This window comes from Arsenophonus endosymbiont of Aleurodicus floccissimus (assembly GCF_900343025.1).
Taxonomy (GTDB): Bacteria; Pseudomonadota; Gammaproteobacteria; order Enterobacterales; family Enterobacteriaceae; genus Arsenophonus.
The window spans coordinates 826,099-847,027 of the sequence record NZ_OUND01000001.1 but is presented as its reverse complement, the minus strand read 5'-3'; the positions used below and the strand labels follow the sequence as shown (position 1 = coordinate 847,027).

Sequence of the window (20,929 nt, the reverse complement as noted above, 5' to 3'; positions counted from 1 at the left end):
GGATACGGGACGGCAGTGAATTGAACAACTGCAACACCAAACGGCGACTTTACAAGCGCAGTTAATGGAAAATGAAAAACTGCTCGATTCAGAAAGGAAACTGGCCGCCTTTGAGCAAAAACTCACTCGATTTAAAGAGCAAACGCTGAATGCATCGCAGAAGAGCGTGTTAGTTCATGCGGATGAAATCCGTACGCAGTTGCAAATCAATGCCGGATTAGAGCGTGAATTACAGTTAAAAGCCTTAAGGCAACGCTTTTTGCTGACCAGAATTTTGAAATTACAAAACGTACCGCACAGCTGCAGCAGGAAGCCCAAAATCAAATTCTGCAAATGACCCTGCTTAAAGTGGGTTATGATTTGATGCTTGAAGAACAACGTGTCAGGGATGACTTTCGCAATCGGCCATATCAGCTTGATAAGGAAGTTTCAGATAAGACCTCCCTACTTTATGCAGAACAGACGCAGTTTTTAACGCAATAAGAATAAAAACAAATTGAAATAGTGAGAGCTGCTGCATTAAGTAAGGCGAAGATTGCGCAAGATGGTAGTCAAGGTTTAGCCGAAGGCTGGCAGGATTTTGGTGTGGAAACAGAAAACGTGTTTGATAATATGCGAAACATTACTAAAAACGCTTTCGATGGCATGTCAAATACGTTGGCTGACTTTGTGACGACGGGTAAATTTAATTTTTCTGATTTTGCGCAATCGGTGGTCAATGATATTATGAGAATGATTACAAAAATGTTGGTTTTTAAAGCGCTGGAATCTAGCTTAGGTGGCTCTGGGTTGGGCAATTTTCTTGGTATAAAAGCTAATGCACTTGGCAGTGTTTATTGTTCGTCTGGGTTAAGCGCCTATAGTAATAGTGTTGTGGATTCGCTTACGTTATTCCCGCTTGCTAATGAGTGAAGCAGGGCCGAAAGCCATTATACCACTGACCCGATGGCGTGATGGTGCGCTGGGGGTCAGAGCCGTCGGTGGTGAGTCAGAGAAACAAGGGGTTAATGATATTCACATCCATCAGGTGATCAATGTGACCGGTAATGGCGATAAAGCACTTACTGAGGCGATGAAACAGGCAACCTGCGCGGGGGTGCACAAAAAGGTGCAGATGATGCCACTGCACGCATTCAGCGGGATTTCGCCACTAATGGTCGAACACGAAGACTATTGGGAGGTTGATGATGGCAGTCATTGAATGGCCGGAAAATAAAATATCGCCCCTTCTTCGATGAACTGGCAGTTGATAAGTAATAACAAGACATTTACTTTAACATTTACAGGGAGTGTTCAGACGGTGCGTTTTCCTGGTAGCCGCTGGCGGTGTAGCTTAACTTTTAATAACCTGACTGAGACTAAGTCGCGTGAACTCGAAGCACTGGCTGCTGAGCTCGACGGGGAAAGTGGGCGGATAAAAATTTACAACTGGATACGTAAAGGATTAACAGACAGGGGCAAGCTCATAGTCAGCGTTGCGAACCAAACGAGCAGAATACTGCAAACCAGGGACTGGTTACCGAGTTCAATTGTTATGCGAAAAGGAGATTATCTGACCGTGAATAACGAACTCAAAATGGTGACGGATAATGTAACCAGTGATGCTAAGGGTAATGCTGCCATACTCATTTCCCCCATGTTACGATATACGCCAAAAATAAACGATAAAATAGAAACCCGTTCACCGTTTGGTGTTTTTAAGCTAACAACCAATGACCAACGAAATTTCCAGTATCGGCCAGGCGTGTTTTCAACGGTGACACTGGCGTTTGAGGAGGCGCTTTACTAATGCTCTATCATCCGTTTTCAAATAATATGTTAAAAGCGATAAATGAGAGTTACGAACTTGTTATTGCCGCTCGATTAGATTTAAAGTCTAGCGTGCCGCGCGCGTATACCGGTGTGGGGGATTTGGTCATCGCAGGGGAAACTTATCAAGGCGTGGGTCAGTTTGGTAAAGTGGAGCAGGTTAAGGAACAAAACACTACCAGCCCATAACAACTCATCTTGTCACTGTCAGGATTTGACTCGCTTGCTGATTGGCGATGTCATGAATGAGCGCAGTCGGGGCCAGAATGTACGATTAATGCTGGTTGCTATCAACAGGAAAGGGAAGCCCGAAATTGCCTAGGTGATATTTGCCGGTCAAATCTCAACGATTGGCGTAACGACCGGTGAAGAGAATGCGGTGGCGGTGACAATATCGAATCGCTTTGAACGTTGGTCAATGGGATTGCCGGACAAATTCACGGATGCGTCGTGGCGTAAACGGAAAAGTGATGGCCGTATTTTTCGGTATGTGGCGCAAATGGCTGAGCGGGCTATCTATTGGGGCAGTAAAAAAGATGCGCCCACTTTTGTGTATAAGTGAGATTTGAGCGAAGATTAATTCACACTATACTCGTGAAATATTTTTACCTAATCATAGGACAAACAATGAAAAAAATATTGTTACTAGTTATCCCGACACTATTTTCTGACGCGGTAATGGCAAAGGCTGGTGAGAGTACGCTCTCTTTTGGGTATTTGAATGTAAAATCCGGTGGAGTTAAAAACCAGGTTAATTTACTCAACGATAACGCTAAAAAAGCGAAAGATGAAATTAATAGTCATTTTGGTAAACCGGCAATCCTTTCCTCAGACAGTTACCATGATTTAGGTGGTGCTTTTATGCATTATCGGTATGATCAATGACGAATGGGGTGTAATTGGTTCAATTGCCTATTCTACCAAAGATTATAATGCTACTGCAAAGGCGGATAAAAATGATAAAAAAGATAGAATACATGCTAGAGGTAAAGTAACCGGTGATTATGTTTCTTTGATGGTAGGTCCCACTTATCGCGTTAATGAATATGTCAGCCTTTATGGATTAATCGGCGGCGCCTATAAGAAATCTTCTTATGAATCAAGTTCACAAGAGTTTAGAGATAATGAGTTAATTAATAGTGCTAAACATTCAAATTCAGATAACAAAACCGAGTTGGCTTACGGCTTACGGTGTAGGAATGCAAGTCAACTTCTGGCAAGGAGCTACTTTAGATGTGGGCTATGAACGTTTAGGCAATGGTGATTGGAAAACAGACGCTTTTACCATTGTTTTAGGATATAAATTTTAATGCGACATCCAGACTGGGCAACCAGACTACCAAATACCCTAAGGGCGGCGATGAGTCGCCCTTTTTCATGGGGTGAACACGACTGCTGTTTGTTTGCTGCCGACTGTGTGATAGCCGTTTGCGATTTTGACCCGTGTTTGGAAATTCGCGGACGTTATCACTCAAAAGCGGGCGCATTACGGGTATTAAGCAATGAATTTGGTGATTTACAGCAGGGTGTAAGCCGTTTTTTCAACACGGTTCCTGTTGAACGGGCAGGACGTGGCGATGTGGGTAATGTTTGATGGGGATGAAGGCTTAACACTGTGTGTTTTATGGACCAACAAGATTTGGGTGGTGACTGATATTGGCGCAAGACCGGTTCATAAAATTCCTATCATGGCATGGAGAATTGAGTAATGGGCAAGACCGTCACAAGCATAATTTGTGCAGGGTTGATGGTGGCTGGCGTTGATGGCAGCGGGTTTGGCTGTCCAAACCGCAGGTTCATTGTTATTTCAAGACAAAATGCCAAGCGGTGGCTATCGAGAACAAGCTGAGCGCAAGCAGATTTTACGCTCGTCGACGGCGTCAGAAACGGTGATTGTGGGTAAAAGGGTTTGCTCTGGGTTACTTTTTTTGCAGAAGAAGAGAAAGGCGAACAGGATAAAAACGAAAAACTTTTCTTAGCAATCACGCTGGCCGGTCATAAAATAAGTCGCATTGGTCAAATTTGGCTGAACGACGATACGATTGACTCTTTTGGTGATAAAGCCGATTACGAATTACATAACGATAGAAAAAGCGTTAATCCTTATCTGCTGAAAAATGCACCAAGCTGGAAAAACGACATGATAGGCCGCGGTTTAGCCTGGATTAGGTTAACGCTATGCTATGATGCTGAAAAATACCCCTACAGTGTACCTAACGTTAAGGCGGAAGTCTGGGGCAAAGAATTGTTTGCCCCAAGATCGAACATAACCACTTGGAGTAATAACGGGGCACTGGTTATTTTAGACTATTATCGTAGTTACCTAAAAGTCCCCGATAGTGATATTGATTTCAATGCTTTTAAGATTGCAGCGGATTTATGTGATGAGTCAGTGAGGATCACAGAGGGTAAGTCGGAGCCGCGCTATACCTTAAACGGTGCTTATGAGTTATCGGAATCCCCTGCTTCTATCATTGAACATATGCACCGTTGTATTGGTGCAGAACCGACATACATTGCGGGTAAATATGGCATCATTATGTGGGCGTACCATGGCCCTGCTACGCTCAAAATTGAGCCTCATCCAAATTATTGGTACGGTGAGCATTACGCCTGAACTGCCCTTAAGTGAGGCGACCAATGCTATTTATGGTACTTTTGTTGATGCGAAGCAGAAATACACTAAAACGGACTTTAGCCCCATTGTAATGGATAAATGGGTAGAAGAAGATGGACTTGAGATTAAAGAAAATATCGATTATCGCTTTGTTAGTAGTCCTTATCAAGCTCAGTGTTTAGCCAACCTCTATTTACGCCAGAAACGGGCGGGTAGACGCGTTCAGTTAACCTTAAACTTAGATGGGTACGCTTACCGTCCTGGTGATGTGGTATTGCTCGATTTACTGAATTTAGGCATTAAATCGCTTGAATTTCGCGTGGCTGAATGGAAATTTCATCCGCAGGAAGGCGTAGAAATGCTGTTAGAAGAAGACGGCGCTTGTATTTACGAAGATATTATCGGTAAGCCATTTGAAAGGCCGCCATTTACTGAACTACCAACAGGTGGCATTGCGCCCCCGATAAATCTTACCTTTATGCCTGTCAATATCGGTGATGTGGTTCAAGGTTACTTAATCTGGCAAAATGCTGTGGCCGATGTGCGTCACAGTACGGTCAATATCATTGAACAAGGAAAAGTCATTCAAATGATTCAAGTGCCAGGTGAACGTTTTGATATTGCTGGATTACCGAGAGGAACCTATCGCGTTGAAGTCAGAGCCGTTAACGCAGCAGGAGCGGATATCACAACCCACCATTCGTGATTTTTCAATCGTAGCCCCACCTCCTCCAATCAATGTTAATATTACGGTAAGCATGTTTTCATTAACTGCTGCTCCTAGGTTAGGCGATTCAGCCGCCTATGGCAGTACATTTGAATTTTGGTTTAGCGATATAAAATTGCCAGACGTATCAGAACATGAAGTCATTAATCATGACACTAAAGTCGAACAAGGTCAGTTCTAGACACAGGAGAACCTTAACGTTGGTTACGAGTATTTTTTCTATATTCGCACGATAAATAGTTATGGAAAATCACTTTTTGTTGAAGTATCAGGCAAACCAGATAGTTTACCCGGTGACATTCTTGATGAAATTGATAAAAAAATTAACGATACGGAAGCCATTAAACAGTTAAAGAAAGGAATAGACAGTAGCACGGAAGCCATACTGGAAAACGCAAAAGGGCTCAACGGCAATACACAGTATTTCATGTATCAAAACGGTAAGATGAAAGCTGAAATTGTCAGGGTTGACGATTATGTGGTAACAGAGACCAAAGCCTTAGCAAAATCTATCAATCAGGTCAGGGCAACAGCAGATAAATCCTGGGTAGCCACTCAGAATTCATTACAAGCTAAATACGACATGAAAAAGGGTGAGGCTTCTGCACATGGAGATCGTTAGTCAAGATTCACTATGACGGCGTGGATTATGACGCTGGCATGGTGATTGGGGCTGAATTAAAGAACGGTAAAGTCAGTACACAAATTGGCTTTAGCGTGCAGACTTTCATTGTCTACAATCCGGCTAATGGCAAGATGGAGCTGATGTTTATTATCAAAAACGGTCAGGTATTTTTGCGCACAATATTTATTGACAAAGGAACGATTGAAGAATTATTAATCGGCTCTGTTATTCAATCAAAAAATTATCAGGCTGGGAATACCGGTTTCAAGATAGATGGTGAAACAGGTATCGCAGAATTTAATCGCTTAGTAATTAATAAAGACTTTAAAATCATAGGAGATGCCTCAAAAATTGTCTTAGATAACACAGGTCTTGCCGTTTATTCCACTTCTGGTGGCGTAATAAAACTAAGCAGGAGGCCATAATGTCAGATTACGGTTTGTTTGTTGATTTAAATGATGGCTTTAAACAGTTTGAAATAACTAACAAAAGTCAAATACTAACAAAGCTTTTAAGTACAACAAATCATGATTTAAGAAAAAGAGATCATAGCTTCACAATTCCTGAGGCAGATAAATATAATAATCGTCCCTAAAGTCATATCTAGACTTTATCATGTATACAGAAGTTATGCTGTACGTTAACTGAGACTTGAAAATATACGAGTTGAAGGAAATCAATTAAAGTGCAATTGGGATCGTTGGGGTATATACTGGTTTTGGGGTGGCACAGGAGGAGGAGTGTCAGACCGAGGGACATTTTTGTACGGTGAACAGTACGAAAATGTGTATAAAATAGAGGTTTATGGCTACCCAAAACAAGCAGCTAGCAGTGACTATAGGTTATTCATTGGTGGTTTAGGTAACGCAGTAGAAATAACTCAGTAATCAAAGTTGGGATATTGTGTTTTTAGAAAGAAAATATCAATAAGTGCAAATGGTACTTATACTATATCTAATACTGTTCCTAGTATTGATAAAAGTTTAGTTTTCATTCGTCCAACAAATCAAAATGCGGTTGTTTCTATTTCTAGAGACAATAAAGTTATTTATAGCAATGCAAAAACCGATGTTTACGTACTGGTATTTACTACTGATTTTACGCTAGTACCAGCAGATTACGGTCTTAATGTTTACAATCAAAAAGTAACATTGAGTTACTCATCTAATTATGTACCTTTTCTGGTTGGCGCTAATATCACCCTGACTCAACAGGGTGTAACAGCCCCATTTGCCAGGCCCATGTTTTACAAGCAAATGAATGCGTAGAAATGATAGATCGCGTTTATCAGAATTGAACATATTGCAGAGCTGGAGGCTACCGCTTCCAAGGTAACAAAATAACAATTCAACCTGGCAGAAATTTGGAGTGGGTATTTGTAGATACTTCAGCAATTGATTATATAACTTACAGCACGCCCTCTTATGTAATCGACTTCGACCTTTATTTCTAGAGATAATAAACAATGATATACAACACCGGCACAGTCACAATAGTGTCAGGCTCTTCTATTGTTAAAGGCACTGACACAAAATGGAATAGCAATAATCCATTAGTATCCTCCGGCATGTTAATGCTCATTAAAAACGGTGATATTAACTATTCTTACATGATTAAAGCGGTTAACAGTGATACGGAATTAGTGCTTGCTGAAAATACAACATTTTCAGCTATCGACACAACCTACACAATTAATCTCACTGAGCCAAACAACAATAGTGATGCAGCGAGAGCATTGGTTGCAGCGAATACTTACATCCTCTATTTTTTACAAAACATGGATACCTGGATGGGGGAAAACGGTGTTGTTCAGCTTACGCTACCGAGCGGTAAAACGGTTAAACTTGAATCGATTAAAGCCTTACAGGAGTTAGTTGAAGGTAAAGCAGATACAAGTGATATCGATAAAATCAAGGAAACCGTAAAAGGTAAAGCCGATACAAGTAGTGTCGAAGAAATTAACAAAATTGTTGCTGATAAATTTGATAAAACCAATGTTGTGCAAACGACAGGCAACTCAACAAGGGATGTCATCAGCCAAAAAGCCTGTAACGACAATTATGCCAAGAAAGACTCTCAAGAATCACTAACCGCAGGTGACTTAACCATCAAGGGTGACGACAATTACGCCACCCTGGCCCTTATCAAAAGCAATGGGAATAGAATGTTGCTTGAAACTGCGCCTGGCAATTCCTATTTCGTGTATAGAGATGCCGCCAGTCACTATAAAGCCGTCCTCACCATTCCATCCAATAAAAATGGTCAAATAATGTGACGGCGAATTATTATGTTGACGGTAATGGTTTTGTCAAAAAAGCATCGCCCATTATCAAAATTTTTTCTAATGGAAGTTTTGAAACGAATGATGAGTCAGAAGGTGCAACTGTTCAACGAATTGAAACAGGGAAATATTTAATTAATGGTGTGTTGGGTTATAACCCGGACGGTGCATGGGGTATACACAATGGGGTATCTGTGCCGAAAAATAGCAATGGATTAGAGATTATCTATATCAAAGATAAAGTATTATCTGACGGCAGCATTGAAATTCAAACATTTCATCGACAACACACCAACCTGCCAGAAGATTTCCAAAACTGGCGAGTTAAAGAGATTATTGACGAAAAACCGATTTACTATAACGACAGTGAACAGTGTAACATTCCACCCTCGACATGGCTAGATATCAGTGTAGAAATGCCAGCTGATTCAATCTGGAATCAACAACAAGCGCAAAAAAGAATAGGCCCCATCACAGTGGCATGATATTAGCAGCGTTGGAGGAAGTGGGTCAATTCCGCTTTATGCCAGTTTGAGAGTGCACCATTTAGCATTAACTGGTTATCTTGTGTAGCCTGAGATAACAAAATTTCTATCTCAGCGATAACTTTGTCAGCATTTTCATGTTTTCGGATAATTCGTTTAATCGCTGTTTTTTCTGCATCAGCTATTTTATCTTAAAGCTCTTCCGTTACATGCCATATACGCTCACATTCTGAGGCGATAGAAGAGACGAGTCTGACCTCCATTGGGTAGGGTGAAGGAATGCCTGTGACTTCTTTTAATGCATACCAGATAGCATTATTCCATGCATCTCTGAAACGAAAGTTTTGCGTCATGAGGGCAATGATACGAGCGAGATTTTGGGTATCTTTGCTGCTGAACTTTTTGTGAGCTTCAGGTTGGCATTTGGGATTACTAACTTCCTTATCTAATATATCTAGTACCCATTTTCTGAATTCTTTTGCTACTGGAGTACGAGCAAACATAGCAACAAGATGAGCTCCACGTAGAGAGAAAATGCAGGTCTTTTTACGATAATTCCCTGAGGTCGTCGATTCAACGACCTGAGACATGCCCTGTGAAAATTCCTCGGAATTTTTGTTGAAAGATCTGTGACAGATTTACTACTGGAGTATTGTAATGCTTTGGCTAGCATAGCAGAAGTAAACCAAATTTCTTTATTATGGAAAACAGTTTCTAAAACAGTATTACGGAATATTAAAGTATTCATAGTGGTGATTTCCTTTGAATTTTAGGATAATCACCGCCGAAGCTGTGAAACTTACTGGTGGTGAACTGAACAGGGTTCACAGTACCGGCGTCAAAAGAGGTCTCCGGCGAGCCTTTCGGCTCCCCCATCCAGCCCACCATATTTTGATGTGCAGGATTTTACGCATAAAAAACACGTTTCTGGCGTGCTATGCGCCTTTTACTGTTACCGAGCTCTGAAACCCGACACCTGATTTATCATATTCAAATAAACTATAGCGCATGATTTCTTCTTTCGTCAATGGGTATTTTGTGGTTATCAAAACTAAATAAAATAAATGTATATTCAATTAGTTAGATATTGTCTGTTTTTAATGTTTTAAATTATTGAAAACAATAAAACAATAAAACAATAAAACAATAAAACAATAAAACAATAAAACAATAAAACAATAAAACAATAAAACAATAAAACAATAAAACAATAAAACAATAAAACAATAAAACAATAAAACAATAAAACAATAAAACAATAAAACAATAAAACAATAAAACAATAAAACAATAAAACAATAAAACAATAAAACAATAAAACAATAAAACAATAAAACAATAAAACAATAAAATAAATCAATATGTTATTTGGTTTTCACCTATCTACTGTTACGCCATATGGGTTGGACAGAAGCCGCTGACTTAATCATCAAAGGCATGCAAGGGGCGATTGCCGCCAAAACCGTCACCTATGATTTTGAGCGTTTAATGCCAAGTGCCAAGTTATTGAAATGCAGTGAGTTTGGTGATGCAGTGATTAATCATATGTAGTTTTATGCTTTGCTGAATTAATCACGGAAGCATAACTGTTCCCGTTTAATTTGCGAGCTATTGTTTTGTTCCCTAAAACTGAACAATTAAACGGCAATGATTTGCCATTTTTTTCCACGATATTCTTGTTTATTCCTTCGGTAAAAAATAATAGCTAATCTACCATTATTAGATTTTTGCAACGACGCGCAAAAAAATGATCGGTTTTTTTGAGCAGCACGCACTCTTATTGTTGAATTTTTAATTATTAGTTATTAACAATTTTTCCAACATGCTAAATTTTAATTTTGACTTAATATTACTTATGTAATTTAAATTTTGTCGATAAATCGCGAAAATATTCAATGACATTTAATTCAGACATTAAACATAATTTTAGTAATTTTACCTTATCAGGTAGAGCAAATAATAAACGACATATTCGATAGTTGTATAGAAGATCATATGAGAGCTATTATTAATAATAGAGAAGCTGGTGCCATTTGTACTTTAAGAAATGATGAGATATTAGGTGACGAAGGAAATGTTGTCATTTCTGGTACTGAAAAAAGAGAAACCATTTATGGTGGAAAAGGAAATGATAACATATCAGGTGATGAAGAAGACGATAGAATATATGGTAGTGATGGAAATGATGTTTTTCATTATTATCAAATAGATGATTCGATGTTTGATTCGCCAGATAAAATAATCGATTTTGAGACTGGTAGTAGCGATACAATTGATATTTCTGCCCTTAGTCAAATTAAAGGTAATACTATCGAAATTAAGCAAGTAAATCATTTTTCTAACCATAAAAATGAAATGATAGTTCATTATAATCAATCAGAAAATTTAACCAGCCTAATGCTTGATTATGATGGAAATGGAAAAGCGGATTTTCTAATCGAAATTATTGGTGAAGTCAATCCTATCGAGGATATCGTGACTTAAGGAACTTCTTAAATATTACAACCAGAATTTTATACGAAGTTATAAAATTTACAGTTTAATATGAGAAATTAAAATAGGGTAACAAGATTATCCCAATCATTATGGGTGGCAATAAGCCGCCCTTTTTTATGGGGCGAATATGACGGCTGTTTTTGCTGCTGGCTATTTGATAACAGTTTGTGACTTTGGACTGTGTTCGGCTATTCGTGGTCGCTCTAACAATTAAAGCAGAAGCTTCGCGGCTATTTTTAAACAACGATTATTATATTTAAAATAATAAATATTATAAGAAATAAATTAAATATTTTTTTTAATTTTAATTAAATTTAATTTTCTAAAAAGAAAAATAATCATTTGTTATCTTTTTTATTTTGATTTTTCATTTTAAATTAGCGACAGTTAGGTTGTGTTTAAACTTAATCTAAATTTGTATTTTCATTGATAGTTAATGGTTTATTGATTAATAAATCGAATAATAAAAACCGCTTTTATTGGTAAGGAACACGATAGTTAACATACGAGGAAACGTTTGAAAAAACGTCTTTTATTATGAATATTAAATTCTATCATAATAATTATAGCAACTTTAATATTCGCTATATTTGCGGTGGTTTATAACAATTACACTCATCTAAGGTATCAATACAAAAAACTTAAAGATGAATTACAACAACAAATAGAACTTAAAAATAATTATTTATACGAAATTAAGTCGCTGCAACAAATTGATGTTAAACGTACTCAGGAACTTAACAATGCGAAAATGGAAATACATAAGCTTAGTGATGATTTGCGTAATAACCATAAGCGCTTGTTCGTTAAAGCAGTGTGTCCCCCAGATTAAAAGATTGCCACCAACACCGGCTTGGATGCTATCAGAACCACCGAATTGGCGCCAGACGCTGGACGCTAAATTATCTTCGTCTCAGACGTCAACTTGAAACATTAGAAGCCCAATTTTTGGGATTGCGGGCAAGAGTGTGGGAAATTTATAAACAGTGATAAATTTGTGATTCATGTTCTCAATCTTGATTTCATAGTTTGTGATTAGTATTACTTTGAAATTAATTATTACATTTTAAATAAGGAGTTAAAAAACCGTTTCATTTATTGTTGAAAATAGTTAAACGAACAGAGGAAAAAACATGTACTTCATCGATTATAACTCATATCGTTCAGTCAAAAGTTTTAACCGTAGGATTCGTTTTCTTGTCATTATACGGCTTTAAATTTTCAAGCTTCAATTACTGCATTAACGGGTAATAGTGTTAGTGCGCATTATTTAGTACCAGATCCAACTGATAAAACTTATCAGGCTGCTGGTTTTAATGATGTCAGAATTTTAATTTGGTGGATGAAAATGAGCGAGCTGGGCATACGGGTGTTAGCTTATGGGCTGGACGAACAAATTTAAATGATACTGCGATAGGGATCGAAATCGTCAATAAAGCGGGTTATGCTAATGGAAAAATGATTTTTCCGCTATTTAATGATAATCAAGTTGATGCAGTAAAAGAATTAGCATTAAATATTATTCAACGTTATCCAGATATGTCACCAACAAATATTGTTGGACACTCAGACATTGCCATTGGCCGTAAAAGTGATCCAGGTGCTGCCTTTCCATGGAAAAAACTTTATGACACCGGAATTGGTGCTTGGTATGAAGAAGAAATAAAACAGAAGTATATGGAGCAATTCAAAAATAAAATACCGGCAAAGACGGAGATTGTCAAAAAACTAAAGTCCTATGGTTATGATGTATCTCAGGCAGCCAATAATAGTGACTATACAAAATTGATCAGAGCTTTTCAGTTACATTTTCGGCAATCAAATTATGATGGCATAATAGACGTTGAGACCGTGGCCATTCTTTATGCTTTAGTAGAAAAGTATTTTTCTTAATCGTTTATTAAGATTTAGCTTATAAAAAACTATCATTTAATTCTGATGGTTTTTTATATTTAAACATAACAACCCATTGAAAATAAGTACGAAATATTTGTTAAAGCAGATGCTATATTAATTTTGAGAGTTTGAAAATATGGCTAAATTGATATAGGTCAGTTAAGTTTTGATTGGATTTTAATATAAATATTCTTTTACTATAATAATTATTTTTTTAGAACTAACTATTAATATTTTATCTGTAAAATACCGTTTATTAAATTATATTTCCGGTAAATTGATGAAACTTTCATTCATGTACTTAATAAAATGTATGATTTAAGTTGTTACTTTATTTTGATAACCAGCCATTGCGGCTGGTTTTTTGTATTATGATTATGCTTTTGGTTACCAAATCGGCTCAATTATTACTTTGTATTATGGATAATCTCTATTTAAATCGGTCAGATGTTCATCATGAATTTCTAAGTTGGTATCATTATCGCTATAAACTGGACTGCCTGAATTATAGGTTTTGGTGGTAATGTCAGTGTTAGGTATAGTCGTAGGATCAGTTAGGTTGGAACCATTATGGACATTCGTTGCGCCATAGGTTTCCAAACTTTTTTTGATTGCCATATTTGTTGATTTGTAAGTCTCGTTGCTACTAATTTGGGTAGTAGTCAAAATTTTATCAATGTTAGCCACCCCCGTTTCTAAGGTTTTATTGGTTATATTATTAGAAAATTCCAGGGTGGGTGTTAGCAATTGCTCATTATGTGTTATTGTACTGCCATTAAGAGCGCTATGCGCAAGTTTAAAACTTTCTTTGACAGTATATTTCATTAAATCCATATTTTCGTTAAAAGCGTATTTAGCGAAGTCAATATTTTGTTGTGCCATAACATAACATTGAAAATAATTTTTGTCGAGAATCGCGTTTATCTCATCGTAACTATGATCTTGATTGCTATTATGTCTATAGGTGTCAGTGATTGTTGATGTGGGAGATATATGAGTATTGTCGGCTATTGCTGACATCAAATGACAACTCAATAAGACAATAACAATGAATGCTTTATATAATAATTTCATAAATTATCTCCTCACAATAGAAATTATTATTAAGTATGGTTTATTTTAACATATATTTAATATTTTGAGGCTGTTATTCAAAAAACAGTCTGGATACTTGATTTTTACCCTGAATAGAAAAATGTAACCAATTAATAGACAAATAATTTTGTAACAAATTTTGGCTATTGACCGTTATAATTAATAAAACACTTTATTTTAATAGAGTTCGCTAACTAAAGATAACCATATTCATAATAATATCTCACGTTCATAACCAGCAATATGAAAGAGAGATATGATGCACATTTGTCATAAATCGATAAATAGTGCTTAATAATAATGGCTATCCTTGGTATTTATTTGCAATTTCATCTTTTGTAACACTATCAATATCACGATTATTATTGGTGGAAGTTGTACCTGCGCTATTGTTAATAATAGCTCCAGCATTATTGGCTGGATCAGCAATTGTAAGAGCGCGGTTAGTTACAGAATTTGCCAAATTAACACCTTGATTAGTAGTAGAATTAACAAGTTCTGAACTGGCATTGGCAGTATTACTAGCCATATTTATACCATGATTAACAGTATCTTTAACCGCATCTATCGCTGTTTGCGAAATAGTTTTGTTTGAATCAAAAGTCTCGTTGAGCACTGTGTCCGCTGCCTAAAATATTGTGTCGAGAATACGATTAGCCGTATTTAAGCTACCGTCAGCGGTATCCTTAACCACTCCTAAGGTTTTATCTATTGTTTTATTGGAGAATTTAACCTCGCGTCAATGGCATTGATAGCCACGGTTAACCCTTGAGGATGTGAGTTATTTCCATATTTTATTAGTGAAACTTTAGCGGAGAATGCGGTTGTTTTATCAAGAACATCACTGGCAGATTTTAAACCGCCACTAGCAGCAGCACCTACCATATCAAGCGTTTTATTGGTAATATCTGCCGCGATTTTTAGCCCTTTTTGCGTAGTGTTATGGCCCAAATTCAAACCACTTTCGGTTGTTGTTTGATTAGCACTTAAACCTGAATTAACAATTTTGTCTATAAGTCTGGTGCGATTATTGACGACATTTGAACCGGTTTGAAGAACTGAGTTTACAAGATGCTCATTGTTGTTAGGGTTAGGAGCTGGGTTTCTTTGTGAGGTAACGTCAGCTATAGTAGAGATAGAATTAAGTCCGATTAGTATTGTGATAATAGTAGATGTTTTTAATAATGATTTCATAGTTTATATCCTCGAGAATGAACATCACTATCAAGTATAGCTTGTTTTTAACAACTAATTAATATTCGATTGGTTTTATAAATTTAATCTGCATCCACCATTAAAATTGAGTGATTATTTTTTACTAACATGGTTAATAATAATTAACAAATGAGACTGACAATAAATGAAAGAATTAATGGTTAAGTCAATCATGTAATATTATGTTTATTACCTTCAACATCATGTGTTAAACAATGGCGTTTGCCATCTTCAACTCCCACGACAATTTTCTCGCATACATATATGGCAGTAGGGCTGGTCATCGCATGGCAAATATTAACTAGGTTAAATTTTAAAACAGATATAATAGTTAAAATTTTAAATAAATATTTCATGATTATTTTTAGCAGATATAAAACCTAAATTTTAAATTAACCAAATGATATTAAAATATATTTTATGAAATAATGATCAATTTATTTATTGAGTTGTATTATTAGAGTTTTATATCATTTTTTACTATATATGATTGTCAAAATACTTAAAGTTTATCTAATTAAAATCGCATAGTGAGTATCCTATAATGCAAAATATGATAATGTCTTTGGCTGATAAAAAAACATGGCTAATTTTGAAGTAGCTAACGTGTACAAGGTTGATATTTAAGCTGTAAAACTGTTTGCGATAGCTGGAGTTGATTTATTGCAGCAAATAATTTCGCCACAATACAACTTAATGATAAATCCTTCCATGACAAGAAATATACCTACAGGATCAGGTAATTTATTGGTTATGCATAGTAAAAATATAAGATAAAATAATTTTTAATATAAATTTAGTAAATAGCGATATAATGAAATTTTTAACATAAAAATTTTGATTATTAGCTAATTATGACGAGAATAAATGTAATCCCGCCGAGTGAATTATGCTATCAGCACTTGTTAGCTGAACATAGAGAATTAACTCGTATACCAAATTATATTGTTAAAAAAGAAGGCAATGTTACATTGTCTACGTTAACTTCATATATCTTAGGAAAGGGACATGTCATATTTTTTAGGGATAAATTGCTATTTTTGCATTTGCGATATACATCACTACATCAGGAATGTCTTAAGCGAGGATTTTCTGTTATCAATAAATGGCCTGAAGAGGTGAAAAACTATTCTCATTTATGGAAAAATTATCAAATTACTGAGCTAGACATTATGATCAATAAAACCCGGATAAATAAAGAATACCATTAAAACCACGATTCATGTCTTATAAAAAATGATTTTATTGACAAAAAATTGAATTAGGTTTGATATTAATTTTTTTATAAATATTGAAATAATAGATGTTTGGTTTGAATAAAATTAGATTTTTTGGATTGAGAATTTTATAGAATATTTTAAATTTGATTTTTAGATATAAAATAACGCCCCTTTTCAGATGATAATCTAATAAAGGGGCGTATTACTCGGTGGATACTCTTCAGTATTCATTTAATCATCCCATTTGGGGCTCATCATTGCGGCGAAAATGCCAGATGCGCAAATCAGGCTGAGAATTAGTAAAAACATGATATTCTCCTTATTTTTAGTTAATGCATTTCGATAGAAATACCTTGCTAGAATGAAAGTTAAATGCCATTATTTGGCCGAGTAATTCTAGTCAATATAGTGACAAGATAAAAAGTAGTATTGTACCTAAAACATAAGTTATTTGATTTTGTTGATGTTTCATTTAATTTTTTTCGTTTTAACAAACAATTTGGTGGTACAAAAGATCTGAGTCACGTTCTTTATGTGATTAATTAGATGCTTTTAGTGATAAATACTGTTTATTCCTGTTATCGAGGTAGTGTCAGATTGTGGGGATTTAACTAAATTGTGCTAGAAATAATAGTTACAATAGATAAAACTATTTCATAAAAGATTATCAAAAGGATTATATCTTTTCCTGATATTATAGAAATTTATTACTAATGCTAAAATAATATTAAATAAATAATGTATTGATAATATAAATTAAAAACTTATTAATAAAATAATAAATATTTAACGACTTTTCTATGAAAAAATACATTAATAACTTAATAAAGTTATCATAATAAATTTAAATATATAACTAATAGTTTTATACTTATAAATATAAAAACACATTTAGAAAATAAAAGTATAAAAATAAACTTGAAGCAGAAATTGCGAAAAGTGATATTTGGATTATAGTTATTTTAGCTAATATATCAAGTTATATTAGTAATTATAATTAATTGATTATTCTATATGAATCCTCTTTAACTAAAATTTAGGGTAAATGATTTCTATAATTATAAAGTTAATATTAAATATAACGACTATCATCTATCAAAATATGAAGATAATTTGATTATTAGTGGTTATAATTGTTAAGGTTTACTGGATACTGACATAATTGAGCATGTGCATTAAAACTCAGTGAATTGATAAATATCTTTTTATCTCTTTGCTATATTGCAGTTTATAGCTAATCATAATTCTCACTTTTAAAATAAAAAGGTTACCTAAACAGGATGTCTATGTTACATTTTAAGGAGTTTTGCTGCTTTGCTTAGTAATGTTATTATTTTTTAGTAAAAGAGTGAAATTCATACAAATAAAAGGGTTGTTTTTAAAAAAGGTTTAGTATTATTTATTAGTGTATTTGATTTATTGGACAGTTTTTATTAATACAGATAAGGGGAAATGTTTTGACGGAACTGATAGACAATTTTAATAATATTCTCTGGAGTGGTGTATTAATCTATTTATTGCTTGGAGTAGGTATCTATTTTACGTTAGGCACTGGTCTTATTCAATTCCGCTATTTTGGGCATATGTTTACTATACTGAAGAATAGTAATAAATCAGATAGTTCAGGTATATCTTCCTTTCAAGCTTTATGCACAAGTTTAGCAGCCAGAGTTGGAACTGGAAATCTAACGGGTGTTGCTATTGCATTAACTGCTGGAGGACCAGGTGCTATTTTTTGGATGTGGCTTGTTGCTTTAATTGGTATGGCAACCTCTTGTGCTGAGAGCACCTTAGCACAATTATATAAGACAAAAGATGATCAAGGGAATTATCGTGGCGGCCCCGCTTACTATATGGAAAAGGGCCTTAAAATGCGTTGGATGGGGGTACTTTTTTCTATCTTTCTTATTATCGCTTTTGGCCTAGTTTTCAATTCCGTTCAAGCTAATTCAATTGCTCAGGCAACAGCAGTAGCTTTTGGTTTTAACCCTCTTTACGTAGGAATTGTGCTTGCAATAATTTGTGGCATTATTATTTTTGGTGGTTTACGTTCAATTTCTCGGGTGGCAGAATTCGTTGTTCCTATAATGGCAATCGCTTATTTGATATTAGCATTTTGGGTAATGAGCAATAATATTGAACGTTTACCAGATGTTTTTTTACTAATTATTAAACATGCTTTTGGTTTACAGGAAGCTGTTGGCGGCGTAGTTGGTTATGGAGTTACGCAAGCGATGACACAAGGGATACAGCGCGGCCTATTTTCAAATGAGGCAGGCATGGGCTCAGCGCCGAATGCTGCAGCTGCTGCTTCACCTTATCCGCCTCATCCGTCATCGCAAGGATATGTACAGATGCTAGGTGTTTTTATGGACACTTTAGTGATCTGTAGCGCAACAGCAATTATTATTATCTCTTCTGGCGCATTAGATAGCGCTGATGCCACTATTAGCGGAATTGAATTAACACAGCGAGCCCTTTCTTCAGCTGTTGGCGATTGGGGTGCAATTTTCATTGCAATAGCTATTTTCTTCTTTGCTTTTACTTCAATTATTGCAAATTATGCATATGCAGAAAGTAATATGGTCTTTTTAGAAAATAATCATACTGCTGGATTGTATATTCTCAGACTTGCTACTTTGGGAATGGTTATTTTTGGCTCAATGGCAGAAATGCCCTTAGTTTGGAAATTAGCTGATCTCTCGATGGGGTTGATGGCGTTAACAAATCTAATTGCAATATTGATGCTCTCAGGTATCGCGTTTAAACTTACTAAAGATTACAATCAACAACGCAAAGCTGGCAAATTACCCATATTTGATATAGATGCTTATCCTGATATTAAAAAACAGGTAGAGGATGGTATTTGGGAAAAGGACAATTTAAAACAATCGAATGAATGAGAAATTAACAGTTAGTTAATATAATAAAAACCTTCGTATAAGAAGGTTTTTATCGCTACATCTATCTAAACTTTTATTTATTTTTTTATTAAAAAATTTATTTGAGTCAAAATTAAATGATCTAATTCGGTAGTTTTATAAAATAAAATAGTATGTTTTTTATAAATCATTATCTGTCAAACGCTGGTTTATTACGTATTGTATTATAGTTAATTTTTATAATATTAGTCTCGATTTATTATTGTCCAAGGATTGGTATATTTTTGTTAGAATTTTATATATTTATAGTTTATTACATATTTATTATTATAAATAGTATGTTAATTATTCGTACTTAAGAGAGAGCTCATATTGAACATTAATAAAAGATGCTAAATTAAAAATAAAGTAGCTGTAGATTTATGTCATTTTACCTTAGCATCTAAAATTACCATCCTTTTTAATGGATTATTGATTACAGTCTTGGTTAGTTATTACTAGTGTGATTAACATATTATTTCCCTTGGTTAAATATTTGATGACTTTTGGTAAATTAAATGCAGTGGTTCCTTGATTTCTAATTTAATATTAGGGTTTTGCCGAAAATCGTAAGGTGTGATACCAAATTCTTTACGAAACATATAGGTAAAATGTGATTGCGAGCCAAAGCCAAAATCCAACGCAATATCAAAAATGGCTTTGGAACTATTTCTCAAAAGATTAACAGTTTTGGCAAGTCGACGTTGCCGAATGTATTTACCAAGTGAAATTCCGGTGATCTCTTTAAAAATTTTTTGCATATGCCAAAGAGAATAACCTGAGTAGGCGGCAAGCTCTTCCAGGTAGATTATTCTTCCTATGTGTTCTTCGATCCATTTACTTAATTCGTAAACAAGTGCTAAGTGGGTATCTTGCAGCATTGTGATATCATACTAGTTATTGGTTAAAGAAGTATACACAACTTTTTTTAGGGATGATAAAGTCCTAAAGCTTAATGTTTAAATAATTTATATAAAAATTTATGTTAATCTTTAAAAAAGATCAGTTTATCTCTTTATAAGCGGGTGTTTAAGCCATTTTTTATCTATAATAATTTTTTTTAACTTTTGCAGCTAACTCACAAACAGTATGTACCATAAATTAATAAAAAGGATTTTATTGTTTTCAGCAATGACGCTATGGTTACTTTAGTAAGTGACTTGATTTTTATACAATGACATATTAATTGTTTTTTATCATGTGGTATTAAAAATACGAAAAGGGTTAGATATTGAAAATAAAAAAATAGTAATTGCGACACTGATTGGTTTTACTCTGCTTATTTTTATATTTAGTCGCATTAGACAGTTTTTGTGACCAAGATCAAAACCAAAACGGTGGGGAAATTTTACCATTGGTATCTGTAAAGTAACTGGTTATTTGCCATTTTAACTAAAATTAATAGGGTTTTAATCTTATTAAATGATTTAATATAGGCTTAAAGAAAAATTAATGTTTTAATTAAGAGTTTTGATATGCGCTTTAGTTAAGGCTTGCATCGATAAAAATATTAGGAAATTAGAATAAAATGAAGGTTTAATT

General features: G+C 35.0%; 33 protein-coding genes and 4 pseudogenes. 30 read left to right on the top strand and 7 right to left on the bottom strand.

What is annotated here, in order from left to right; genetic code table 11:
* Window positions 1–19: 19 nt before the first annotated feature.
* The 23 genes and pseudogenes from ARADI_RS04490 (at window position 20) to ARADI_RS04415 (ending at window position 8,544) form a co-directional block, all read left to right on the top strand.
* Window positions 20–337 carry a hypothetical protein gene (locus ARADI_RS04490; RefSeq protein ID WP_439647089.1) on the top strand — a complete coding sequence of 106 codons (318 nt, stop codon included), beginning with the start codon at window positions 20–22 and terminating at the stop codon, window positions 335–337.
* On the top strand, window positions 334–483 hold the full coding sequence (locus tag ARADI_RS04485) for a hypothetical protein (protein WP_182853083.1): 150 nt from the start codon (window positions 334–336) through the stop codon (window positions 481–483). The genes ARADI_RS04490 and ARADI_RS04485 overlap by 4 nt, the downstream gene beginning before the upstream one ends.
* Window positions 484–504: 21 nt before the next feature.
* A complete protein-coding gene (locus tag ARADI_RS04480; protein ID WP_182853082.1) occupies window positions 505–912 on the top strand; it encodes a phage tail tape measure C-terminal domain-containing protein in 408 nt (135 codons plus the stop codon).
* Entirely contained in the window at window positions 872–1,201 is a 330-nt protein-coding gene (locus tag ARADI_RS04475) for a phage tail tape measure protein (RefSeq protein ID WP_238149123.1), read from the top strand. The genes ARADI_RS04480 and ARADI_RS04475 overlap by 41 nt, the downstream gene beginning before the upstream one ends.
* Window positions 1,202–1,300: 99 nt before the next feature.
* Window positions 1,301–1,789, top strand: a complete 489-nt coding sequence (locus ARADI_RS04470) for a hypothetical protein (protein ID WP_238149122.1) — start codon at window positions 1,301–1,303, stop codon at window positions 1,787–1,789.
* On the top strand, window positions 1,789–1,998 hold the full coding sequence (locus ARADI_RS17350; RefSeq protein WP_238149121.1) for a hypothetical protein: 210 nt from the start codon (window positions 1,789–1,791) through the stop codon (window positions 1,996–1,998). The genes ARADI_RS04470 and ARADI_RS17350 overlap by 1 nt, the downstream gene beginning before the upstream one ends.
* Before the next feature lie 133 nt (window positions 1,999–2,131).
* Window positions 2,132–2,371, top strand: a complete 240-nt coding sequence (locus ARADI_RS17345; RefSeq protein WP_238149120.1) for a hypothetical protein — start codon at window positions 2,132–2,134, stop codon at window positions 2,369–2,371.
* A gap of 65 nt (window positions 2,372–2,436) precedes the next feature.
* On the top strand, window positions 2,437–2,694 hold the full coding sequence (locus ARADI_RS04460) for a hypothetical protein (RefSeq protein ID WP_147392352.1): 258 nt from the start codon (window positions 2,437–2,439) through the stop codon (window positions 2,692–2,694).
* Window positions 2,684–3,055, top strand: coding sequence for an Ail/Lom family outer membrane beta-barrel protein (locus ARADI_RS04455; protein ID WP_119711262.1), 372 nt, complete (start codon window positions 2,684–2,686; stop codon window positions 3,053–3,055). The genes ARADI_RS04460 and ARADI_RS04455 overlap by 11 nt, the downstream gene beginning before the upstream one ends.
* A complete protein-coding gene (locus ARADI_RS20660; RefSeq protein ID WP_119711261.1) occupies window positions 3,009–3,119 on the top strand; it encodes an Ail/Lom family outer membrane beta-barrel protein in 111 nt (36 codons plus the stop codon). The genes ARADI_RS04455 and ARADI_RS20660 overlap by 47 nt, the downstream gene beginning before the upstream one ends.
* Window positions 3,119–3,403: a DUF6950 family protein gene (locus tag ARADI_RS04450; protein ID WP_238149119.1), complete on the top strand. Its 285-nt coding sequence runs from the start codon at window positions 3,119–3,121 to the stop codon at window positions 3,401–3,403. Before ARADI_RS20660 ends, ARADI_RS04450 begins: the two co-directional genes overlap by 1 nt.
* Window positions 3,387–3,518 (top strand): hypothetical protein, encoded by a 132-nt coding sequence (locus ARADI_RS19460; protein WP_255420606.1) that lies wholly within the window; start codon window positions 3,387–3,389, stop codon window positions 3,516–3,518. The genes ARADI_RS04450 and ARADI_RS19460 overlap by 17 nt, the downstream gene beginning before the upstream one ends.
* A gap of 54 nt (window positions 3,519–3,572) precedes the next feature.
* Complete coding sequence (locus ARADI_RS17340) at window positions 3,573–3,788, top strand: hypothetical protein (protein WP_238149118.1); 216 nt, start codon at window positions 3,573–3,575, stop codon at window positions 3,786–3,788.
* Entirely contained in the window at window positions 3,719–4,426 is a 708-nt protein-coding gene (locus ARADI_RS17335; RefSeq protein WP_238149117.1) for a hypothetical protein, read from the top strand. Before ARADI_RS17340 ends, ARADI_RS17335 begins: the two co-directional genes overlap by 70 nt.
* Window positions 4,338–5,132 carry a phage tail protein gene (locus ARADI_RS17330; protein WP_238149116.1) on the top strand — a complete coding sequence of 265 codons (795 nt, stop codon included), beginning with the start codon at window positions 4,338–4,340 and terminating at the stop codon, window positions 5,130–5,132. Before ARADI_RS17335 ends, ARADI_RS17330 begins: the two co-directional genes overlap by 89 nt.
* A gap of 52 nt (window positions 5,133–5,184) precedes the next feature.
* Window positions 5,185–5,409: pseudogene (locus ARADI_RS21560) on the top strand (phage tail tip protein J-related protein); the annotation flags it as partial.
* A 171-nt stretch (window positions 5,410–5,580) separates the two neighbouring features.
* Window positions 5,581–5,775 (top strand): hypothetical protein, encoded by a 195-nt coding sequence (locus tag ARADI_RS17320; RefSeq protein WP_238149114.1) that lies wholly within the window; start codon window positions 5,581–5,583, stop codon window positions 5,773–5,775.
* A gap of 5 nt (window positions 5,776–5,780) precedes the next feature.
* Window positions 5,781–6,203 (top strand): phage tail tip fiber protein, encoded by a 423-nt coding sequence (locus ARADI_RS04440; protein ID WP_255420640.1) that lies wholly within the window; start codon window positions 5,781–5,783, stop codon window positions 6,201–6,203.
* Window positions 6,203–6,373: a hypothetical protein gene (locus tag ARADI_RS04435; RefSeq protein ID WP_182853081.1), complete on the top strand. Its 171-nt coding sequence runs from the start codon at window positions 6,203–6,205 to the stop codon at window positions 6,371–6,373. The genes ARADI_RS04440 and ARADI_RS04435 overlap by 1 nt, the downstream gene beginning before the upstream one ends.
* Window positions 6,374–6,518: 145 nt before the next feature.
* Window positions 6,519–6,665 (top strand): hypothetical protein, encoded by a 147-nt coding sequence (locus ARADI_RS04430; protein ID WP_182853080.1) that lies wholly within the window; start codon window positions 6,519–6,521, stop codon window positions 6,663–6,665.
* A 6-nt stretch (window positions 6,666–6,671) separates the two neighbouring features.
* Window positions 6,672–7,046 (top strand): DUF6453 family protein, encoded by a 375-nt coding sequence (locus ARADI_RS04425; protein WP_119711259.1) that lies wholly within the window; start codon window positions 6,672–6,674, stop codon window positions 7,044–7,046.
* 197 nt (window positions 7,047–7,243) lie between these two features.
* A complete protein-coding gene (locus ARADI_RS17315; RefSeq protein ID WP_238149113.1) occupies window positions 7,244–8,053 on the top strand; it encodes a hypothetical protein in 810 nt (269 codons plus the stop codon).
* On the top strand, window positions 8,050–8,544 hold the full coding sequence (locus ARADI_RS04415) for a phage tail fiber protein (RefSeq protein WP_119711258.1): 495 nt from the start codon (window positions 8,050–8,052) through the stop codon (window positions 8,542–8,544). Before ARADI_RS17315 ends, ARADI_RS04415 begins: the two co-directional genes overlap by 4 nt.
* 2 nt (window positions 8,545–8,546) lie before the next feature.
* Here ARADI_RS04415 and ARADI_RS21555 read toward each other — a convergent pair.
* Both ARADI_RS21555 and ARADI_RS21550 read right to left on the bottom strand, forming a co-directional pair.
* Window positions 8,547–9,292, bottom strand: a pseudogene (locus tag ARADI_RS21555) (BRO-N domain-containing protein).
* Between the two features lie 23 nt (window positions 9,293–9,315).
* A pseudogene (locus ARADI_RS21550) lies at window positions 9,316–9,438 on the bottom strand (ash family protein); the annotation flags it as partial.
* Window positions 9,439–9,903: 465 nt separating this feature from the next.
* Between ARADI_RS21550 and ARADI_RS04400 the strand changes: the two are divergent.
* The 5 genes and pseudogenes from ARADI_RS04400 to ARADI_RS04385 all read left to right on the top strand — a co-directional run bounded on the left by ARADI_RS04400 (window position 9,904) and on the right by ARADI_RS04385 (window position 12,933).
* Complete coding sequence (locus tag ARADI_RS04400) at window positions 9,904–10,095, top strand: isocitrate/isopropylmalate family dehydrogenase (RefSeq protein ID WP_500782307.1); 192 nt, start codon at window positions 9,904–9,906, stop codon at window positions 10,093–10,095.
* Window positions 10,096–10,539: 444 nt separating this feature from the next.
* Window positions 10,540–11,028, top strand: coding sequence for a M10 family metallopeptidase C-terminal domain-containing protein (locus ARADI_RS04395; RefSeq protein ID WP_119711255.1), 489 nt, complete (start codon window positions 10,540–10,542; stop codon window positions 11,026–11,028).
* 607 nt (window positions 11,029–11,635) lie between these two features.
* Window positions 11,636–11,872 carry a lysis system i-spanin subunit Rz gene (locus ARADI_RS20655; RefSeq protein ID WP_369406931.1) on the top strand — a complete coding sequence of 79 codons (237 nt, stop codon included), beginning with the start codon at window positions 11,636–11,638 and terminating at the stop codon, window positions 11,870–11,872.
* Window positions 11,784–11,969, top strand: coding sequence for an Rz1 family lipoprotein (locus ARADI_RS20650; protein WP_369406930.1), 186 nt, complete (start codon window positions 11,784–11,786; stop codon window positions 11,967–11,969). The genes ARADI_RS20655 and ARADI_RS20650 overlap by 89 nt, the downstream gene beginning before the upstream one ends.
* A 204-nt stretch (window positions 11,970–12,173) precedes the next feature.
* Window positions 12,174–12,933: pseudogene (locus ARADI_RS04385) on the top strand (N-acetylmuramoyl-L-alanine amidase).
* Between the two features lie 420 nt (window positions 12,934–13,353).
* Here ARADI_RS04385 and ARADI_RS04380 read toward each other — a convergent pair.
* The 3 genes from ARADI_RS04380 to ARADI_RS04370 form a co-directional block, all read right to left on the bottom strand.
* The gene (locus tag ARADI_RS04380) at window positions 13,354–14,010 is read right to left on the bottom strand and encodes a hypothetical protein (RefSeq protein ID WP_119711252.1); all 657 of its coding nucleotides are present in this window, start codon (window positions 14,008–14,010) and stop codon (window positions 13,354–13,356) included.
* A gap of 325 nt (window positions 14,011–14,335) precedes the next feature.
* Window positions 14,336–14,647, bottom strand: a complete 312-nt coding sequence (locus tag ARADI_RS04375; RefSeq protein WP_119711251.1) for a hypothetical protein — start codon at window positions 14,645–14,647, stop codon at window positions 14,336–14,338.
* 92 nt (window positions 14,648–14,739) lie between these two features.
* Window positions 14,740–15,225 carry a hypothetical protein gene (locus ARADI_RS04370; RefSeq protein ID WP_119711250.1) on the bottom strand — a complete coding sequence of 162 codons (486 nt, stop codon included), beginning with the start codon at window positions 15,223–15,225 and terminating at the stop codon, window positions 14,740–14,742.
* Window positions 15,226–16,100: 875 nt separating this feature from the next.
* Here ARADI_RS04370 and ARADI_RS04365 point away from each other — a divergent pair.
* A complete protein-coding gene (locus tag ARADI_RS04365; protein WP_119711248.1) occupies window positions 16,101–16,457 on the top strand; it encodes a pyrimidine dimer DNA glycosylase/endonuclease V in 357 nt (118 codons plus the stop codon).
* Window positions 16,458–16,697: 240 nt separating this feature from the next.
* Here ARADI_RS04365 and mgtS read toward each other — a convergent pair whose 3' ends face one another.
* A complete protein-coding gene (gene mgtS / locus ARADI_RS22105) occupies window positions 16,698–16,775 on the bottom strand; it encodes a protein MgtS (RefSeq protein WP_500782305.1) in 78 nt (25 codons plus the stop codon).
* 1,148 nt (window positions 16,776–17,923) lie between these two features.
* Between mgtS and ARADI_RS04360 the strand changes: the two genes are divergently transcribed.
* Window positions 17,924–19,369 (top strand): alanine/glycine:cation symporter family protein, encoded by a 1,446-nt coding sequence (locus tag ARADI_RS04360; protein ID WP_119711247.1) that lies wholly within the window; start codon window positions 17,924–17,926, stop codon window positions 19,367–19,369.
* Between the two features lie 506 nt (window positions 19,370–19,875).
* Here the strand turns inward: ARADI_RS04360 and ARADI_RS04355 are convergent.
* A complete protein-coding gene (locus ARADI_RS04355; RefSeq protein WP_119711246.1) occupies window positions 19,876–20,268 on the bottom strand; it encodes a helix-turn-helix domain-containing protein in 393 nt (130 codons plus the stop codon).
* Window positions 20,269–20,929 lie beyond the last annotated feature (661 nt).

Excerpts from the sequence above, each read along its gene's own strand:
- ARADI_RS20660 (WP_119711261.1), top strand. The coding sequence starts at position 3,009 with ATGCAAGTCAACTTCTGGCAAGGAGCTACTTTAGATGTGGGCTATGAA.
- mgtS (WP_500782305.1), bottom strand. The coding sequence starts at position 16,775 with ATGTTTTTACTAATTCTCAGCCTGATTTGCGCATCTGGCATTTTCGCC.
- ARADI_RS17320 (WP_238149114.1), top strand. The coding sequence starts at position 5,581 with ATGTATCAAAACGGTAAGATGAAAGCTGAAATTGTCAGGGTTGACGAT.
- ARADI_RS04365 (WP_119711248.1), top strand. The coding sequence starts at position 16,101 with ATGACGAGAATAAATGTAATCCCGCCGAGTGAATTATGCTATCAGCAC.
- ARADI_RS17350 (WP_238149121.1), top strand. The coding sequence starts at position 1,789 with ATGCTCTATCATCCGTTTTCAAATAATATGTTAAAAGCGATAAATGAG.
- ARADI_RS19460 (WP_255420606.1), top strand. The coding sequence starts at position 3,387 with ATGTGGGTAATGTTTGATGGGGATGAAGGCTTAACACTGTGTGTTTTA.
- ARADI_RS04355 (WP_119711246.1), bottom strand. The coding sequence starts at position 20,268 with ATGCTGCAAGATACCCACTTAGCACTTGTTTACGAATTAAGTAAATGG.
- ARADI_RS04460 (WP_147392352.1), top strand. The coding sequence starts at position 2,437 with ATGAAAAAAATATTGTTACTAGTTATCCCGACACTATTTTCTGACGCG.
- ARADI_RS17315 (WP_238149113.1), top strand. The coding sequence starts at position 7,244 with ATGATATACAACACCGGCACAGTCACAATAGTGTCAGGCTCTTCTATT.
- ARADI_RS04370 (WP_119711250.1), bottom strand. The coding sequence starts at position 15,225 with ATGAAATCATTATTAAAAACATCTACTATTATCACAATACTAATCGGA.
- ARADI_RS04395 (WP_119711255.1), top strand. The coding sequence starts at position 10,540 with ATGAGAGCTATTATTAATAATAGAGAAGCTGGTGCCATTTGTACTTTA.
- ARADI_RS04380 (WP_119711252.1), bottom strand. The coding sequence starts at position 14,010 with ATGAAATTATTATATAAAGCATTCATTGTTATTGTCTTATTGAGTTGT.
- ARADI_RS20650 (WP_369406930.1), top strand. The coding sequence starts at position 11,784 with ATGCGAAAATGGAAATACATAAGCTTAGTGATGATTTGCGTAATAACC.
- ARADI_RS17330 (WP_238149116.1), top strand. The coding sequence starts at position 4,338 with ATGGCATCATTATGTGGGCGTACCATGGCCCTGCTACGCTCAAAATTG.
- ARADI_RS04435 (WP_182853081.1), top strand. The coding sequence starts at position 6,203 with ATGTCAGATTACGGTTTGTTTGTTGATTTAAATGATGGCTTTAAACAG.
- ARADI_RS04455 (WP_119711262.1), top strand. The coding sequence starts at position 2,684 with ATGATCAATGACGAATGGGGTGTAATTGGTTCAATTGCCTATTCTACC.
- ARADI_RS17340 (WP_238149118.1), top strand. The coding sequence starts at position 3,573 with ATGGCAGCGGGTTTGGCTGTCCAAACCGCAGGTTCATTGTTATTTCAA.
- ARADI_RS04450 (WP_238149119.1), top strand. The coding sequence starts at position 3,119 with ATGCGACATCCAGACTGGGCAACCAGACTACCAAATACCCTAAGGGCG.
- ARADI_RS04485 (WP_182853083.1), top strand. The coding sequence starts at position 334 with ATGACCCTGCTTAAAGTGGGTTATGATTTGATGCTTGAAGAACAACGT.